12 protein-coding genes are annotated in these 15,525 nt (G+C 56.0%); 6 read left to right on the top strand and 6 right to left on the bottom strand.

Going from position 1 to position 15,525, the window contains the following annotated elements; translation table 11 throughout:
• The first annotated feature begins 605 nt into the window (after positions 1-605).
• Both gltB and gltD read left to right on the top strand, forming a co-directional pair.
• The gene (gltB, locus tag UTO39_RS15570) at positions 606-5,066 is read left to right on the top strand and encodes a glutamate synthase large subunit (RefSeq protein WP_253543353.1); all 4,461 of its coding nucleotides are present in this window, start codon (positions 606-608) and stop codon (positions 5,064-5,066) included.
• Positions 5,067-5,075: 9 nt separating this feature from the next.
• Positions 5,076-6,494 carry a glutamate synthase subunit GltD gene (gltD, locus tag UTO39_RS15565; protein WP_061096937.1) on the top strand — a complete coding sequence of 473 codons (1,419 nt, stop codon included), beginning with the start codon at positions 5,076-5,078 and terminating at the stop codon, positions 6,492-6,494.
• Between the two features lie 29 nt (positions 6,495-6,523).
• On the opposite strand, the gene sspB is transcribed toward gltD, so the two are convergent.
• The 5 genes from sspB to zapE all read right to left on the bottom strand — a co-directional run bounded on the left by sspB (position 6,524) and on the right by zapE (position 10,224).
• On the bottom strand, positions 6,524-7,021 hold the full coding sequence (sspB, locus tag UTO39_RS15560) for a ClpXP protease specificity-enhancing factor (RefSeq protein ID WP_061099617.1): 498 nt from the start codon (positions 7,019-7,021) through the stop codon (positions 6,524-6,526).
• A 5-nt stretch (positions 7,022-7,026) separates the two neighbouring features.
• On the bottom strand, positions 7,027-7,665 hold the full coding sequence (gene sspA / locus UTO39_RS15555) for a stringent starvation protein SspA (RefSeq protein WP_028014589.1): 639 nt from the start codon (positions 7,663-7,665) through the stop codon (positions 7,027-7,029).
• 308 nt (positions 7,666-7,973) lie between these two features.
• Positions 7,974-8,366 (bottom strand): 30S ribosomal protein S9, encoded by a 393-nt coding sequence (gene rpsI / locus UTO39_RS15550; protein WP_003860436.1) that lies wholly within the window; start codon positions 8,364-8,366, stop codon positions 7,974-7,976.
• A gap of 15 nt (positions 8,367-8,381) precedes the next feature.
• Complete coding sequence (gene rplM / locus UTO39_RS15545) at positions 8,382-8,810, bottom strand: 50S ribosomal protein L13 (protein ID WP_003860434.1); 429 nt, start codon at positions 8,808-8,810, stop codon at positions 8,382-8,384.
• A gap of 289 nt (positions 8,811-9,099) precedes the next feature.
• On the bottom strand, positions 9,100-10,224 hold the full coding sequence (gene zapE / locus UTO39_RS15540; RefSeq protein ID WP_320727534.1) for a cell division protein ZapE: 1,125 nt from the start codon (positions 10,222-10,224) through the stop codon (positions 9,100-9,102).
• A 189-nt stretch (positions 10,225-10,413) separates the two neighbouring features.
• On the opposite strand from zapE, the gene zapG reads away from it, so the two are divergent.
• From zapG to degS, 3 genes are all read left to right on the top strand, one after another.
• Positions 10,414-10,812, top strand: a complete 399-nt coding sequence (zapG, locus tag UTO39_RS15535) for a Z-ring associated protein ZapG (RefSeq protein ID WP_010436126.1) — start codon at positions 10,414-10,416, stop codon at positions 10,810-10,812.
• Between the two features lie 170 nt (positions 10,813-10,982).
• Positions 10,983-12,350, top strand: coding sequence for a serine endoprotease DegQ (gene degQ / locus UTO39_RS15530; protein WP_320727533.1), 1,368 nt, complete (start codon positions 10,983-10,985; stop codon positions 12,348-12,350).
• Positions 12,351-12,442: 92 nt separating this feature from the next.
• Positions 12,443-13,510 carry an outer membrane-stress sensor serine endopeptidase DegS gene (degS, locus tag UTO39_RS15525; RefSeq protein WP_320727532.1) on the top strand — a complete coding sequence of 356 codons (1,068 nt, stop codon included), beginning with the start codon at positions 12,443-12,445 and terminating at the stop codon, positions 13,508-13,510.
• A 61-nt stretch (positions 13,511-13,571) separates the two neighbouring features.
• Here the strand turns inward: degS and mdh are convergent, their stop codons facing one another.
• The gene (gene mdh, locus UTO39_RS15520) at positions 13,572-14,510 is read right to left on the bottom strand and encodes a malate dehydrogenase (RefSeq protein ID WP_014885422.1); all 939 of its coding nucleotides are present in this window, start codon (positions 14,508-14,510) and stop codon (positions 13,572-13,574) included.
• Between the two features lie 397 nt (positions 14,511-14,907).
• Here mdh and argR point away from each other — a divergent pair, with 397 nt between their 5' ends.
• On the top strand, positions 14,908-15,378 hold the full coding sequence (gene argR / locus UTO39_RS15515; RefSeq protein ID WP_008502836.1) for a transcriptional regulator ArgR: 471 nt from the start codon (positions 14,908-14,910) through the stop codon (positions 15,376-15,378).
• Positions 15,379-15,525 lie beyond the last annotated feature (147 nt).

Here is a 15,525-nt window from a genome sequence, read left to right as displayed (position 1 = left end):
GACGGCCTTTATCTATATGAATAAATACTCAGGATTACTGCAATTTCATTCACGCTATCTGTGATTACTTTTCCTTATGTTCTGATTGTTTTTTTCATTTATAGCGGCAACACTGAAAAACAGTGATTTTATGCGGGTTTGAATACATCACCAGATTATTATTCTGCTATAAATCAGCATTTCAGCACGCTGCATCAATAATACCGCTTTCATATAGTGAGTCAGATCACACTCCTTCACGGCTCCCCTGGCCTTTCGATGGTTATAAAAATAGTTAAATATCATTTAAAAACAAAGCGATAAGTAGTCTTTAGCACATATTTGTATAAATAAGATTGCCATTTGACCTGTGTACCAATTCCCGATAAGTTGGAAATCCGCTGGAAGCTTTCTGGATGAGCGGCCTGCTCATCATATTTATGCAGTAATTGAGATTCCCTCTGAAGCAAGTCCTCAAACTTGTTTACCTGCGCGAAAGGATGAAAAAGAGGGCGAATGCGAGGTCCGCGTATGAAACGCAAACCCCGTCGCCATGCTCTTTCTGCGCCTGTGCGCCACGGTAAAGTTCAGTGGGAATCCCGACGAGCCTGGGGAGGTTCACTGATATGTTGTACGATAAATCCCTTGAGAAGGATAACTGTGGTTTCGGCCTGATCGCCCACATAGAAGGCGAACCTAGCCACAAGGTAGTGCGTACCGCTATTCACGCACTGGCCCGTATGCAGCACCGTGGAGCCATCCTGGCCGATGGTAAAACCGGCGACGGTTGCGGCCTGCTGCTGCAAAAACCGGATCGTTTCTTCCGCATCGTGGCGGAAGAGCGCGGCTGGCGTTTAGCCAAAAACTACGCTGTCGGCATGCTGTTCCTGAATCAGGATCCTGAAAAGGCTGCCGCCTCACGCCGCATCGTTGAAGAAGAACTTCAGCGCGAAACCCTGTCGATTGTCGGCTGGCGCGATGTGCCAACCAACGAAGGGGTGCTCGGTGAAATCGCCCTCTCCTCGCTGCCTCGCATTGAGCAGATTTTCGTTAACGCGCCTGCGGGCTGGCGTCCGCGCGATATGGAACGCCGTCTGTTTATCGCCCGTCGCCGCATCGAAAAACGTCTCCAGGACGATAAAGAGTTCTACGTTTGTAGCCTCTCTAACCTGGTAAACATCTATAAAGGTCTGTGTATGCCGGCTGACCTGCCGCGCTTCTACCTGGACCTGGCGGACCTGCGTCTGGAATCGGCCATTTGCCTGTTCCACCAGCGCTTCTCCACCAACACCGTGCCACGCTGGCCGCTGGCGCAGCCGTTCCGCTATCTGGCGCACAACGGCGAGATCAACACCATCACCGGTAACCGCCAGTGGGCGCGCGCCCGTACCTATAAGTTCCAGACCCCGCTGATCCCTGACCTGCACGATGCCGCACCGTTCGTGAACGAAACCGGCTCGGACTCCAGCTCCATGGATAACATGCTGGAGCTGCTGCTGGCGGGCGGGATGGACATCGTGCGCGCCATGCGTCTGCTGGTGCCGCCGGCCTGGCAGAACAACCCGGATATGGACCCTGAGCTGCGCGCGTTCTTCGACTTTAACTCCATGCACATGGAGCCGTGGGACGGCCCGGCGGGCATCGTTATGTCCGACGGTCGCTTCGCTGCCTGTAACCTGGACCGTAACGGCCTGCGTCCGGCGCGCTACGTCATCACCAAAGACAAGCTCATCACCTGCGCCTCTGAGGTCGGCATCTGGGATTACCAGCCTGACGAAGTGGTCGAGAAAGGTCGCGTCGGCCCGGGCGAGCTGATGGTTATCGACACCCGCGGTGGGCGCATCCTGCACTCCGCCGAAACCGACAACGATCTGAAGAGCCGCCACCCGTACAAAGAGTGGATGGCGAAAAACGTGCGCCGTCTGGTGCCGTTTGAAGATCTGCCGGACGAAGAGGTGGGCAGCCGCGAGCTGGACGACGATACGCTTGCCAGCTTCCAGAAACAGTTTAACTACAGCGCGGAAGAGCTGGACTCGGTTATCCGCGTGCTCGGCGAAAACGGCCAGGAAGCAGTCGGCTCCATGGGTGACGATACCCCGTTTGCCGTGCTCTCCAGCCAGCCGCGCATTATTTACGACTACTTCCGCCAGCAGTTTGCGCAGGTCACTAACCCGCCGATCGATCCGCTGCGCGAAGCGCACGTGATGTCGCTGGCAACCAGCATCGGTCGCGAGATGAACGTCTTCTGCGAAGCCGAAGGCCAGGCGCACCGTCTGACCTTTAAATCGCCGATCCTGCTGTACTCCGATTTCAAACAGCTCACCACCATGACCGAGGAGCACTACCGCGCCGACACGCTCGACATTACGTTCGACGTGACCGAAGCGAGCCTCGAAGAGACGGTGAACGCGCTGTGCGACAAAGCCGAGCAGATGGTGCGTAACGGTACCGTGCTGCTGGTGCTGTCCGACCGCAATATCGCCAAAAACCGTCTGCCGGTGCCTGCGCCAATGGCGGTGGGCGCTATCCAGACGCGCCTGGTGGATAAGAGCCTGCGCTGCGACGCCAACATCATTGTGGAAACCGCCAGCGCCCGCGACCCACACCACTTTGCCGTGCTGTTAGGCTTTGGCGCGACGGCGATCTACCCGTACCTGGCCTACGAAACGCTGGCCCGTCTGGTGGACACCCGCGCCATCGACAAAGATTACCGCACGGTGATGCTGAACTACCGTAACGGCATCAACAAGGGCCTGTACAAGATCATGTCCAAAATGGGCATCTCGACCATTGCCTCTTACCGCTGTTCGAAGCTGTTTGAAGCGGTAGGCCTGCACGACGACGTCGCCAACCTCTGCTTCCAGGGCGTGGTCAGCCGCATCGGCGGGGCCGGTTTTGCTGACTTCCAGCAGGACCTGGTTAACCTGTCCAAACGCGCCTGGCTGGCACGTAAACCGCTGGATCAGGGCGGTCTGCTGAAATACGTTCACGGTGGCGAATATCACGCCTACAACCCGGACGTGGTGCGCACGCTGCAGCAGGCGGTGCAGAGTGGCGAATACAGCGATTACCAGCAGTACGCTGAGCTGGTGAACAACCGTCCGGCGGCGACGCTGCGCGACCTTATTGCCCTCAATCCGGGCGATGAAGCGGTCAGCATTGACGAAGTTGAGCCTGCATCCGAACTGTTCAAACGCTTTGATACCGCAGCGATGTCTATCGGCGCGCTGAGCCCGGAAGCCCACGAAGCGCTGGCGGAAGCCATGAACAGCATCGGCGGCAACTCCAACTCCGGCGAAGGCGGTGAAGATCCGGCGCGTTACGGCACCAACAAAGTGTCCCGCATCAAGCAGGTGGCATCCGGTCGCTTTGGCGTCACGCCAGCGTACCTGGTCAACGCCGACGTGATTCAGATTAAAGTCGCTCAGGGTGCTAAACCGGGCGAAGGCGGTCAGCTGCCGGGTGATAAAGTCACCCCGTACATCGCCAAACTGCGCTACTCGGTGCCGGGCGTGACGCTGATCTCCCCGCCGCCGCACCACGATATCTACTCTATCGAGGACTTAGCGCAGCTGATTTTCGACCTGAAGCAGGTCAACCCGAAAGCGATGATCTCCGTGAAGCTGGTTTCCGAGCCGGGCGTCGGTACCATCGCTACCGGCGTGGCGAAAGCCTATGCGGATCTCATCACCATCGCCGGCTACGACGGCGGCACCGGCGCAAGCCCGCTCTCCTCCGTGAAATACGCGGGCTGCCCGTGGGAGCTTGGCCTGGTGGAAACCCAGCAGGCGCTGGTGGCTAACGGTCTGCGCCACAAGATCCGTCTCCAGGTGGACGGCGGCCTGAAAACCGGCCTCGACATCATCAAGGCGGCGATCCTCGGCGCGGAAAGCTTCGGCTTCGGTACCGGCCCAATGGTTGCGCTCGGCTGTAAATACCTGCGTATTTGCCACCTGAACAACTGCGCAACGGGCGTTGCGACCCAGGACGAGAAGCTGCGTAAAAACCACTATCACGGCCTGCCGTTCAAAGTGACCAACTACTTTGACTTCATCGCCCGCGAAACCCGCGAGCTGATGGCGCAGCTGGGCGTGAAGCGCCTGGTAGACCTGATTGGCCGCACCGACCTGCTCAAAGAGCTGGAAGGCTTCACGGCGAAGCAGCAGAAGCTGGAGCTGTCTAAGCTGCTGGAAACCGCGCAGCCGCACCCTGGCAAAGCGGTTTACTGCACCGAGAACAACCCGCCGTTCGATAACGGCGTGCTGAACGCGCAGCTGCTGCAGCAGGCGAAGCCGTACGTGGACGACAAGCAGAGCAAAACGTTCTGGTTTGATATCCGCAACACCGACCGCTCCGTGGGCGCATCCCTCTCCGGCTACATCGCGCAGACGCACGGTGACCAGGGGCTGGCAGCGGATCCGATTACCGCGCACTTCAGCGGTACCGCGGGTCAGAGCTTCGGCGTGTGGAACGCAGGCGGCGTTGAGCTGTATCTGACCGGCGATGCCAACGACTACGTCGGCAAAGGCATGGCGGGCGGTCTGCTGGCGGTGCGTCCTCCGGTTGGCTCAGCCTTCCGCAGCCACGAAGCGAGCATCATCGGTAACACCTGTCTCTACGGCGCGACCGGCGGTCGTCTGTTCGCAGCAGGCCGTGCGGGCGAACGTTTCGCGGTGCGTAACTCCGGTGCGATCACCGTGGTGGAAGGTATTGGCGACAACGGCTGTGAATACATGACGGGCGGGATTGTTTGCGTTCTCGGTAAAACCGGCGTGAACTTCGGCGCAGGCATGACGGGCGGTTTTGCGTACGTCCTGGATGAAGACGGTGAGTTCCGCAAACGCGTGAACCCGGAGCTGGTGGAAGTGCTGGACGTTGATACGCTGGCCATCCACGAAGAACACCTGCGCGGTTTGATTACCGAACACGTGCAGCATACCGGTTCTTCGCGCGGCGAAGAGATCCTGGCGAACTGGCCGGCGTTCTCTGCGAAATTCGCGCTGGTTAAGCCGAAGTCCAGCGATGTTAAAGCCCTGTTGGGTCACCGTAGTCGTAGCGCAGCAGAGCTGCGCGTGCAGGCGCAGTAAGGAATTCAGATGAGCCAGAACGTATACCAGTTTATCGACCTGCAGCGTGTTGATCCGCCAAAGAAACCGCTGAAGATCCGCAAAATTGAATTTGTTGAAATCTATGAGCCGTTTTCGGAAGGCCAGGCCAAAGCACAGGCAGACCGCTGCCTGTCCTGCGGTAACCCTTACTGCGAATGGAAATGTCCGGTACACAACTACATCCCGAACTGGCTGAAGCTGGCCAATGAAGGGCGTATTTTTGAAGCCGCCGAGCTGTCTCACCAGACCAATACCCTGCCGGAAGTGTGCGGCCGCGTGTGTCCTCAGGACCGCCTGTGCGAAGGCTCCTGTACGCTGAACGACGAGTTCGGTGCGGTAACCATCGGCAACATCGAGCGCTATATCAACGATAAAGCGTTCGAGATGGGCTGGCGTCCGGATATGACCGGCGTGAAGCAAACCGACAAGCGCGTGGCCATCATCGGCGCGGGCCCGGCGGGCCTGGCCTGTGCGGACGTGCTGACCCGCAACGGCGTGAAGGCGGTGGTCTTTGACCGCCATCCGGAAATCGGCGGTCTGCTGACCTTCGGTATCCCGGCCTTTAAGCTGGAAAAAGAGGTCATGACCCGTCGCCGTGAAATCTTCACCGGCATGGGCATCGAGTTCAAACTGAACGTGGAAGTGGGCCGCGACGTGCAGCTCGACGACCTGCTGAAGGATTACGACGCCGTGTTCCTGGGCGTTGGCACCTATCAGTCCATGCGCGGCGGTCTGGAGAACGAAGACGCGCCGGGCGTTTATGATGCCCTGCCGTTCCTGATTGCCAACACCAAGCAGATCATGGGCTATGGCGAAACGGCCGATGAGCCATACGTCAGCATGGAAGGCAAACGCGTGGTGGTGCTGGGCGGCGGTGATACCGCGATGGACTGCGTGCGTACGTCCATTCGTCAGAACGCGGCGCACGTCATCTGCGCCTACCGTCGTGACGAAGAGAACATGCCGGGCTCTAAGCGCGAAGTGAAAAACGCGCGCGAAGAGGGCGTGGAATTCCAGTTCAACATCCAGCCTCTGGGTATTGAAGTGAATGCCAACGGTAAAGTGAGCGGCGTGAAGATGGCGCGCACGGAGATGGGCGCGCCGGATGCAAAAGGCCGTCGTCGCGCGGAGATTGTCGCAGGCTCTGAGCATGTGATCCCGGCCGATGCCGTGGTGATGGCGTTTGGTTTCCGTCCTCACAGCATGGAGTGGCTGGCGAAGCACAGCGTGGAGCTGGATTCGCAGGGCCGCGTGATTGCGCCAGAGGGCAGCGATAACGCGTTCCAGACCAGCAACCCGAAAATCTTTGCCGGTGGCGATATCGTTCGCGGTTCTGACCTGGTGGTCACGGCGATTGCCGAAGGTCGTAAGGCGGCCGACGGGATCCTCAACTACCTGGAAGTGTAAAAAAAACAGGCCCAATCGGGCCTGTTTTTTTATTTAACGACACGTAGCGCCGGTCGACCACCGCGAGGTGGCGGATCGTCATCAGGATCGTTGTCATCTTCACGATCGGGCTTATCGCCATCAATCACGGACATTACCGTTTCGCTTTCGCTGGCGGTGATGCCTTCGTCATCGTTGAGGCTGGCAACCTCTTCATCGTATGCCGCTTCCGGCTCGAACATCGTACCTGCACCGTTTTCACGCGCGTAGATAGCCAGCACCGCAGCCAGCGGCACGGAAACCTGACGCGGCACGCCGCCGAAACGCGCGTTGAAGCGCACTTCGTCGTTTGCCAGTTCCAGGTTACCCACCGCACGCGGGGCAATGTTCAGTACGATCTGTCCGTCACGCGCGTATTCCATCGGAACCAGCACGCCCGGCAACGTCACATCCACAACCAGGTGCGGCGTGAGCTGGTTATCCAGCAGCCATTCATAGAAGGCGCGCAGCAGATACGGACGGCGTGGGGTAAGTTGTGACATTTCCACAGTCATTAGCCTCGGCCGAGACGCATTTCACGTTCCGGTTCAGTTAAAGATGCCAGGAAAGAGTCGCGCTCGAATACGCGAGTCATATAGCCTTTCAGCTCTTTTGCGCCAGGGCCGCTGAACTCTACGCCCAGGATTGGCAGACGCCACAGCAGCGGGGCCAGGTAGCAATCCACCAGGCTGAACTCATCGCTCAGGAAGAACGGTTTCTGACCAAACACTGGGGCAATTGCCAGCAGCTCTTCACGCAGCTGCTTACGCGCAGCGTCGGCTTCAGAAGCGGAGCCGCTGGTGATGACGTTCATCAGCGAGTACCAGTCTTTTTCGATACGCTGCATGTACAGGCGGCTTTCACCACGCGCAACAGGGTAAACAGGCATCAGCGGCGGATGCGGGAAACGCTCATCCAGGTATTCCATAATGATACGGGATTCCCACAGGGTCAGCTCGCGATCCACCAGCGTCGGTACGCTTTGGCTCGGGTTGAGATCGATCAGATCCTGAGGCGGGTTATCCTTTTCCACATGCTCGATCTCAAAACTGACACCCTTCTCGGCCAGCACGATACGAACCTGATGGCTATAAATGTCAGTAGGACCAGAAAACAGCGTCATTACCGAACGTTTGTTGGCAGCGACAGCCATGAAAACCTCCAGGTATATTCAGAATTTTTACTGCTACCAGCCCAACAGGGGCCAGCCAGATGTTGTATCGCCCATCCCCGAGAAGACACATTGTTCAAGAATCGAACAAAAATTGAGTATTCACCGATATTTGGGCAGAAAATTGGATGATAGTTTACCAGATTTTGATGGCTTTGTGGTGAGGGGATTCTGGAAATGTGGAAAAAGAGAAGATATATGAAATGTTACTGTGGATAACCCGCGCATTATCCATAAAAAAACCCGCCGAAGCGGGTTTTTCGCCAATCGTTCTGCGTAAGCAGAATGGATTAACGTTTGGAGAACTGTGGACGACGACGTGCTTTACGCAGACCCACTTTCTTACGTTCAACCTGACGAGCGTCACGAGTAACGAAGCCAGCTTTACGCAGTTCAGAACGCAGGGATTCGTCGTACTCCATCAGAGCGCGGGTGATACCGTGACGGATCGCACCTGCCTGACCGGAGATACCACCACCTTTAACGGTGATGTACAGATCCAGTTTTTCTACCATATCAACCAGTTCCAGCGGCTGGCGAACTACCATGCGGGCAGTTTCGCGACCGAAGTACTGTTCCAGAGAACGCTGGTTGATTACGATTTTACCACTGCCCGGTTTGATGAAAACGCGAGCTGCGGAACTTTTGCGGCGACCAGTGCCGTAGTATTGATTTTCAGCCATTGCCTATAATCCCGATTAGATGTCAAGAACTTGCGGTTGCTGTGCCGCGTGGTTGTGCTCGTTGCCTGCGTAAACTTTCAGTTTACGGAACATAGCACGACCCAGCGGGCCTTTTGGCAGCATGCCTTTAACCGCGATTTCAATCACACGCTCAGGACGGCGGGCAATCATCTCTTCAAAGGTCGCTTCTTTGATACCACCGATGTGGCCGGTGTGGTGGTAGTACATTTTGTCAGTACGCTTGTTGCCGGTAACAGCAACTTTGTCAGCGTTCAGAACGATGATGTAATCACCGGTATCAACGTGCGGAGTGTATTCCGCTTTATGCTTACCGCGCAGGCGACGAGCCAGTTCAGTAGCCAGACGGCCCAGAGTTTTACCGGTCGCGTCAACAACATACCAGTCGCGCTGTACGGTTTCTGGTTTAGCTGTAAAAGTTTTCATTAAAAGCTTACCCAAATAATAAGTTACACGTTGGTGAACACCCAAACGTTTAGTCAGTTGAGGTTCACACGACAAAGTCCGGCAAACCTACCCCTTCGAATAGCACATGCCGACACATAGAAAGTTTCGGGAAAAAAACCTTCTCGTAACGTGGGGTCGCAAGATTATAGAGAAGTTGAGGTCAAAGATCGACCCTTAAATGTGATTTGGAATGGGTTTTTCGGGGGGCGAGTTTGTGCCGCCTGATGCCCTCTCCCCCACCCCCTCTGCCACGGGGAGAGGGGGGCTTTTATGGCATATGCTCCAGCTTCAGGTACTCCTCGCTCTGCATCTCCTGCAGGCGCGAGAGGCAGCGCTGGAACTCGAACTTCAGCCGCTCGCCCTGGTAGATCTCATATAAAGGCACCTCGGCGCTGACCACCAGCTTGACGTGGCGCTCGTAAAACTCGTCCACCAGAGCAATGAAGCGCCGCGCTTCGCTCTCCATCAGCCGCGTCATCACCGGCACATCCAGCATCATCACGGTGTGGAACAGGCGCGAAAGCGCAATGTAGTCATGCTGGCTGCGGGCATCCACGCAGAGCGTCGCAAAAGAGACCGCCAGCGTTTGGTTTTCTGCGCCAAGGGTTGGCAACGGACGATGGTTAATCTCCAGCGTCGGTGCGTTTTCGCGTTTTGCACCCGCCAGCGCCAGCCAGAGTTTATCCATCTCGCGGGTGGTGTCGGCGTTTAACGGCGAAAGCCACAGGTGAGCCTGCGTTAACGTGCGCAGACGATAATCAACACCGGCATCGACATTCATGATGTCGCAGTGCTGCTTGATGGCATCGATGGCGGGCAGGAAGCGCGCCCGCTGCAGGCCGTTGCGATAGAGTTCATCTGGCGGGATATTCGACGTGGCAACGAGCGTGATCCCGCGGGCAAACAGCGCCTTCATCAGGCCGCCTAACAGCATGGCGTCGGTGATGTCAGACACGAAAAACTCATCGAAGCAGAGCACGTCCGTTTCCGCCTTGAATCTGTCAGCCACAATCTCCAGCGGATCGCTTTTGCCCTGCAGCGCGGTCAGCTCTTCATGCACCCGCAGCATAAAGCGATGGAAGTGCAGGCGCTGCTTACGCTCACCCGGCAGGCTGAGGTAAAACAGATCCATCAGCCAGGTTTTCCCGCGACCGACGCCGCCCCACATATATAAACCGCGCACCGGCGTCTTGGCCTGCGTTGCTTTTTTGCCGAGCAGGCGCCCAAACGCGGCTTTGAGTCCACCGCTCTGTTCTACTTCAGCAGGTTTTGCCGTGAGCGCCTGATAAATCATCTCCAGACGGTTTACCGCCTCACGTTGAACGTCATCAGGCTGATGAGTGCCCTCATTCAGGGCCAGTTGATATCGCGATGCAGGGGACAGGTTTTGCATAATCTTATTGTTATTCCTTCAATTAACGCTCATCAGCAGGCGTGACTGATGAAAAAAAGGCCGTTCTACACTACGCGATGATACGTCAGGATTCCACTTCTGCGGAAATAGCGGTTATAGTGGCATTATCAGGCACAGGCAGGAGCCGAGCCAACACCCTACGGAACAACAAGACAACGGGAGAAGTTCATGACCTGGGAATATGCGCTAATCGGTTTAGTCGTCGGCATCGTGATCGGTGCTGTGGCCATGCGTTTCGGTAACCGCAAATTGCGTCAGCAGCAGTCACTGCAGTACGAACTGGAAAAGAATAAAGCAGAGCTGGAAGAGTATCGCGAAGAGCTGGTCAGCCACTTTGCCCGTAGCGCCGAGCTGCTGGACAACATGGCGACCGACTACCGTCAGCTCTATCAGCATATGGCGAAAAGCTCCAGCAGCCTGCTGCCGGAAATGACCGCGGAGACTAACCCGTTCCGCAACCGTCTGGCCGACTCAGAAGCCGGTAACGATCAGGCTCCGGTTCAGATGCCACGCGACTACTCTGACGGCGCGTCCGGCCTGCTGCGCGGTGGCGCAAAACGCGATTAATCGCACAACATAAATATATTTTACGGGCGCATCTCTTGCGCCCGTCCTTTCTTCCCGTCCCCAGCTATTATTTAGTCAAACACCTCATTGTTCAGCGGTATAAAATTCAATAACATCATCATGATTTTGGGCCGTTCTTCTTTCATTCCAGGATACGAGAGTCAGCATCAATGAAGAAAAAAAACCAGCTGTTGAGCGCGTTAGCGTTAAGTGTCGGGTTATCTCTCTCGGCGTCCTTCCCTGCCGGTGCGGCGCTGCCTTCGCAGGTGCCGGGACAGGCAGCCATTCCCAGCCTCGCGCCGATGCTGGAAAAAGTGTTGCCCGCAGTCGTGAGCGTTCAGGTAGAAGGCACGGCGGTTCAAAGCCAGCGCGTACCGGAAGAACTGAAAAAATATTTTGGCGATGAGTCCCCCAACCAGCAGGCTCAGCCTTTTGAAGGCCTGGGCTCTGGCGTCATCATTGATGCAGCTAAAGGCTATATTCTGACCAACAATCATGTCATCAGCCAGGCCGATAAAATCAGCGTCCAGCTGAACGATGGCCGCGAATTTGACGCCAAACTGATTGGCGGCGATGACCAGAGCGACATCGCGCTGTTGCAGGTGCAGAACCCGAGCAACCTGACCCAGATTGCCATTGCGGATTCCGACAAACTGCGCGTCGGTGATTTTGCCGTTGCCGTGGGCAACCCCTTTGGTTTAGGGCAAACCGCCACCTCCGGCATTATCTCGGCGCTGGGACGTAGCGGCCTGAATCTGGAAGGCCTGGAAAACTTCATCCAGACCGATGCCTCAATCAACCGCGGAAACTCCGGCGGGGCACTGCTCAACCTTAACGGCGAGCTGATCGGCATTAACACGGCGATTCTGGCGCCGGGCGGCGGCAGCATTGGGATCGGCTTTGCGATCCCGAGCAATATGGCTAAAACGCTGGCGCAGCAGCTAATCCAGTTCGGCGAAGTCAAACGTGGACTGCTGGGTATTAAAGGCATGGAGATGAGCGCGGATATCGCGAAAGCGTTCAATATCAACGTGCAGCGCGGTGCGTTTGTCAGTGAAGTGCTGCCAAACTCCGGCTCGGCAAAAGCAGGCATCAAATCGGGCGATGTGATCGTCAGCCTTAACGACAAGCCGCTGAGCAGCTTTGCTGAGCTGCGTTCGCGTATCGCCACCACCGAACCGGGGGCCAAAGTGAAGCTGGGCCTGATCCGTGACGGTAAGCCGCTGAACGTCGAAGTAACGCTCGACAAGAGCACCTCGTCCTCTGCCAGTGCGGAGCTTATCGCCCCGGCGCTGCAGGGGGCAACGCTGAGCGACGGGCAGCTGAAAGACGGTACGAAAGGCATTCGCATCGACACCGTCGAGAAGAGCAGCCCTGCCGCTCAGGCCGGATTGCATCAGGAAGATGTGATCATTGGCGTGAACCGCAATCGCGTGCAGTCCATTGCCGAACTGCGCAAGGTGCTGGAGAGTAAACCGGCGGTCATTGCCCTGCAGGTCATGCGTGGCAATGAGTCTATCTACATTCTGTTGCGCTAAGCATTTGCGATCCCGGACATCACCGCTGCGTGTGATGTCCGGATAACTCATGTTATGCTGCAAATCGTTCCTTTTATCACGACACGCGCATCATGCTTTTAAAGCTCTTACGTTCCATTGTCATTGGTTTGATTGTCGCTGGCCTGCTGCTGCTGGCGATGCCGTCTTTGCGTCAGTTTAATAAGCTGTCAGCACCCCAGTTCGACAGCACGGATGAAACGCCAGCGACCTATAACCAGGCCGTTCGCCGCGCCGCCCCTGCCGTGGTTAACGTGTATAACCGCGGCCTCAATAGCTCAGCGCAAAACCAGCTGGAGATCCGCACCCTCGGTTCCGGGGTGATTATGGACGAGCGCGGCTACATTATTACGAACAAACACGTGATCAACGATGCCGACCAGATCATCGTCGCCCTGCAGGATGGCCGCGTGTTTGAGGCGTTGCTTGTAGGTTCAGACAGCCTGACCGACCTGGCCGTGCTGAAGATTAACGCCACGGGCGGCTTGCCGGTCATTCCGATCAACCGTAAACGCACGCCTCATATTGGCGACGTCGTCCTGGCAATCGGTAACCCTTATAACCTCGGCCAGACGATTACCCAGGGGATTATCAGCGCAACCGGCCGCATTGGCCTCAACCCGTCAGGGCGGCAGAACTTCCTGCAGACGGATGCGTCAATCAACCACGGTAACTCCGGTGGCGCGCTGGTCAACTCGTTGGGCGAACTGATGGGCATTAATACCCTCTCGTTCGATAAAAGTAACGATGGCGAGACACCGGAAGGAATCGGCTTTGCTATTCCGTTCCAGCTGGCGACCAAGATTATGGATAAGCTGATCCGCGACGGACGCGTGATCCGCGGCTATATCGGTATCGGCGGGCGCGAAATTGCACCGATGCATACTCAGGGCGGCGGTATCGATCAGATTCAGGGTATCGTGGTCAACGAGGTGGCACCGGGTGGCCCGGCGGCTAACGCGGGGATTCAGGTTAACGATGTCATCGTGTCGGTCAACGGCACGCCGGCAGTCTCTGCGCTGGAGACGATGGACCAGGTGGCCGAAATTCGCCCTGGCTCGATCATCCCTGTGGAAATCATGCGCAACGATAAGAAAATGACGCTGCACGTGACGATTCAGGAATACCCGGCAACAAACTAACAGCCATAAAAAAACCGAAGCCAGTAAGTGCTTCGGTTTTTTTGCCGGGAGACGCTTCGTTTTACTTGTTAACGAACTCTTCACCCAGGGTGATATCTTTCTTCAGCGTGTCCAGCATGCCTTCCATCGCGTTTTGCTCAAACGCGCTCAGCGTACCGATAGACTTACGCTCTTCAATACCGTTTTTGCCCAGCAGCAGCGGCTGAGAGAAGAAGCGGGCATGTTCGCCGTCGCCTTCAACGTAAGCGCATTCAACAACGCCTTTCTCGCCCTGCAGAGCGCGAACCAGTGACAGACCGAAACGTGCAGCCGCCTGGCCCATAGACAGGGTTGCAGAACCGCCACCCGCCTTCGCTTCCACCACTTCGGTGCCCGCGTTCTGGATACGTTTGGTCAGGTCAGCCACTTCCTGCTCGGTGAAGCTTACGCCCGGGATCTGCGACAGCAGAGGCAGAATGGTCACGCCAGAGTGGCCGCCGATAACCGGCACTTCCACTTCTGTTGGCTGTTTGCCTTTCAGCTCAGCAACGAAGGTGTTGGAACGGATGATATCCAGCGTGGTCACGCCGAACAGTTTGTTTTTGTCGTACACACCCGCTTTCTTCAGCACTTCGGCTGCGATAGCAACGGTGGTGTTCACCGGGTTAGTGATGATACCGATGCACGCTTTCGGGCACACTTCAGCAATCTGCTGCACCAGGTTTTTCACGATGCCCGCGTTGACGTTGAACAGGTCTGAACGATCCATGCCTGGCTTACGCGCCACGCCTGCAGAAATCAGGACCACGTCAGCACCCTGCAGCGCAGGACGCGCATCTTCACCGGAGAAGCCTTTGATTTTTACAGCGGTCGGGATGTGGCTCAGGTCAACCGCCACGCCTGGGGTTACCGGAGCAATATCATACAGAGAGAGTTCTGAGCCTGAAGGCAGTTGGGTTTTCAGTAGTAGGGCAAGCGCCTGGCCGATACCACCAGCAGCGCCGAGGACTGCGACTTTCATCCTAAACTCCTTATTATGGTTAACTTAAGTATCTGTAAATCCGTTGCCGCGACCTTAAATCAGCAAGTCTTTAATTACAATTTTCGAAGCTAAAGAATTTGAGGTCACACGACTTTATCTCTCACCAGAAAGCTATCTGACAACAGATGGCAACGAATTAAGAGGTGGTTACAATACACCCTGCCCCGCCACCAAAACAACATCATTTTGATAACATTTAATTTACTTTTAAGCTTATTTGCGCGGCGTGACCCAGGCATGTTTTCTGATAACGAAATCTGATAAAATCACTCCCTTTCATAACATTATTTCAGCCTGCCGTTGAGCAGATAATTTGCATAAAAATTCATCCACATGCATAATAATGTTGTTTCTTTCGTCATATTCCGGGTGACTTATGCGAAGCTCGTCTAAGCAAGAAGAATTGGTAAAAGCGTTTAAGGCGCTACTTAAAGAAGAGAAATTCAGTTCTCAGGGAGAAATTGTTCAGGCGCTGCAGGAACAAGGCTTCGATAACATCAACCAGTCGAAAGTCTCCCGAATGTTAACCAAATTTGGCGCGGTGCGTACCCGCAACGCCAAGATGGAGATGGTCTATTGCCTGCCGGCAGAACTTGGCGTGCCGACCACCTCCAGTCCGCTCAAGAATTTGGTTCTGGATATCGACTATAACGACGCCGTCGTGGTCATTCACACAAGCCCGGGTGCCGCGCAGCTGATTGCCCGCATGCTGGACTCGTTAGGTAAAACAGAGGGTATCCTTGGCACCATTGCCGGTGATGACACCATCTTTACCACCCCGGCTAGCGGTTTCTCCGTTAAGGATCTCCACGAAGCGATTCTGGTTCTGTTCGAACAGGAACTGTAATGCGCTCTCCCCGTAGCGCCGCTGCGGGGATCATTCTGCTCTTGCCTCATTTCCCCCTTTATTTCTCTGCCCTTGCTTTGACGATTAGTGCTTTTTACCACTCATTAACATTCATCCAGTGAATAACAATCCCGTAAATCGCACAAA

The sequence above is a fragment of the Enterobacter sp. 118C5 genome, assembly GCF_034107645.1.
Taxonomy (GTDB): Bacteria; Pseudomonadota; Gammaproteobacteria; order Enterobacterales; family Enterobacteriaceae; genus Enterobacter; species Enterobacter nematophilus.
This window is presented reverse-complemented; position numbering and strand designations above follow the sequence as displayed.

Bases quoted from the DNA above. Each gene is read 5' to 3' on its own strand.
- gltD (WP_061096937.1), top strand. From the start codon at position 5,076: ATGAGCCAGAACGTATACCAGTTTATCGACCTGCAGCGTGTTGATCCG.
- rplM (WP_003860434.1), bottom strand. From the start codon at position 8,810: ATGAAAACTTTTACAGCTAAACCAGAAACCGTACAGCGCGACTGGTAT.
- rpsI (WP_003860436.1), bottom strand. From the start codon at position 8,366: ATGGCTGAAAATCAATACTACGGCACTGGTCGCCGCAAAAGTTCCGCA.
- zapE (WP_320727534.1), bottom strand. From the start codon at position 10,224: ATGCAAAACCTGTCCCCTGCATCGCGATATCAACTGGCCCTGAATGAG.
- degS (WP_320727532.1), top strand. From the start codon at position 12,443: ATGCTTTTAAAGCTCTTACGTTCCATTGTCATTGGTTTGATTGTCGCT.
- zapG (WP_010436126.1), top strand. From the start codon at position 10,414: ATGACCTGGGAATATGCGCTAATCGGTTTAGTCGTCGGCATCGTGATC.
- degQ (WP_320727533.1), top strand. From the start codon at position 10,983: ATGAAGAAAAAAAACCAGCTGTTGAGCGCGTTAGCGTTAAGTGTCGGG.
- mdh (WP_014885422.1), bottom strand. From the start codon at position 14,510: ATGAAAGTCGCAGTCCTCGGCGCTGCTGGTGGTATCGGCCAGGCGCTT.
- gltB (WP_253543353.1), top strand. From the start codon at position 606: ATGTTGTACGATAAATCCCTTGAGAAGGATAACTGTGGTTTCGGCCTG.
- sspA (WP_028014589.1), bottom strand. From the start codon at position 7,665: ATGGCTGTCGCTGCCAACAAACGTTCGGTAATGACGCTGTTTTCTGGT.
- argR (WP_008502836.1), top strand. From the start codon at position 14,908: ATGCGAAGCTCGTCTAAGCAAGAAGAATTGGTAAAAGCGTTTAAGGCG.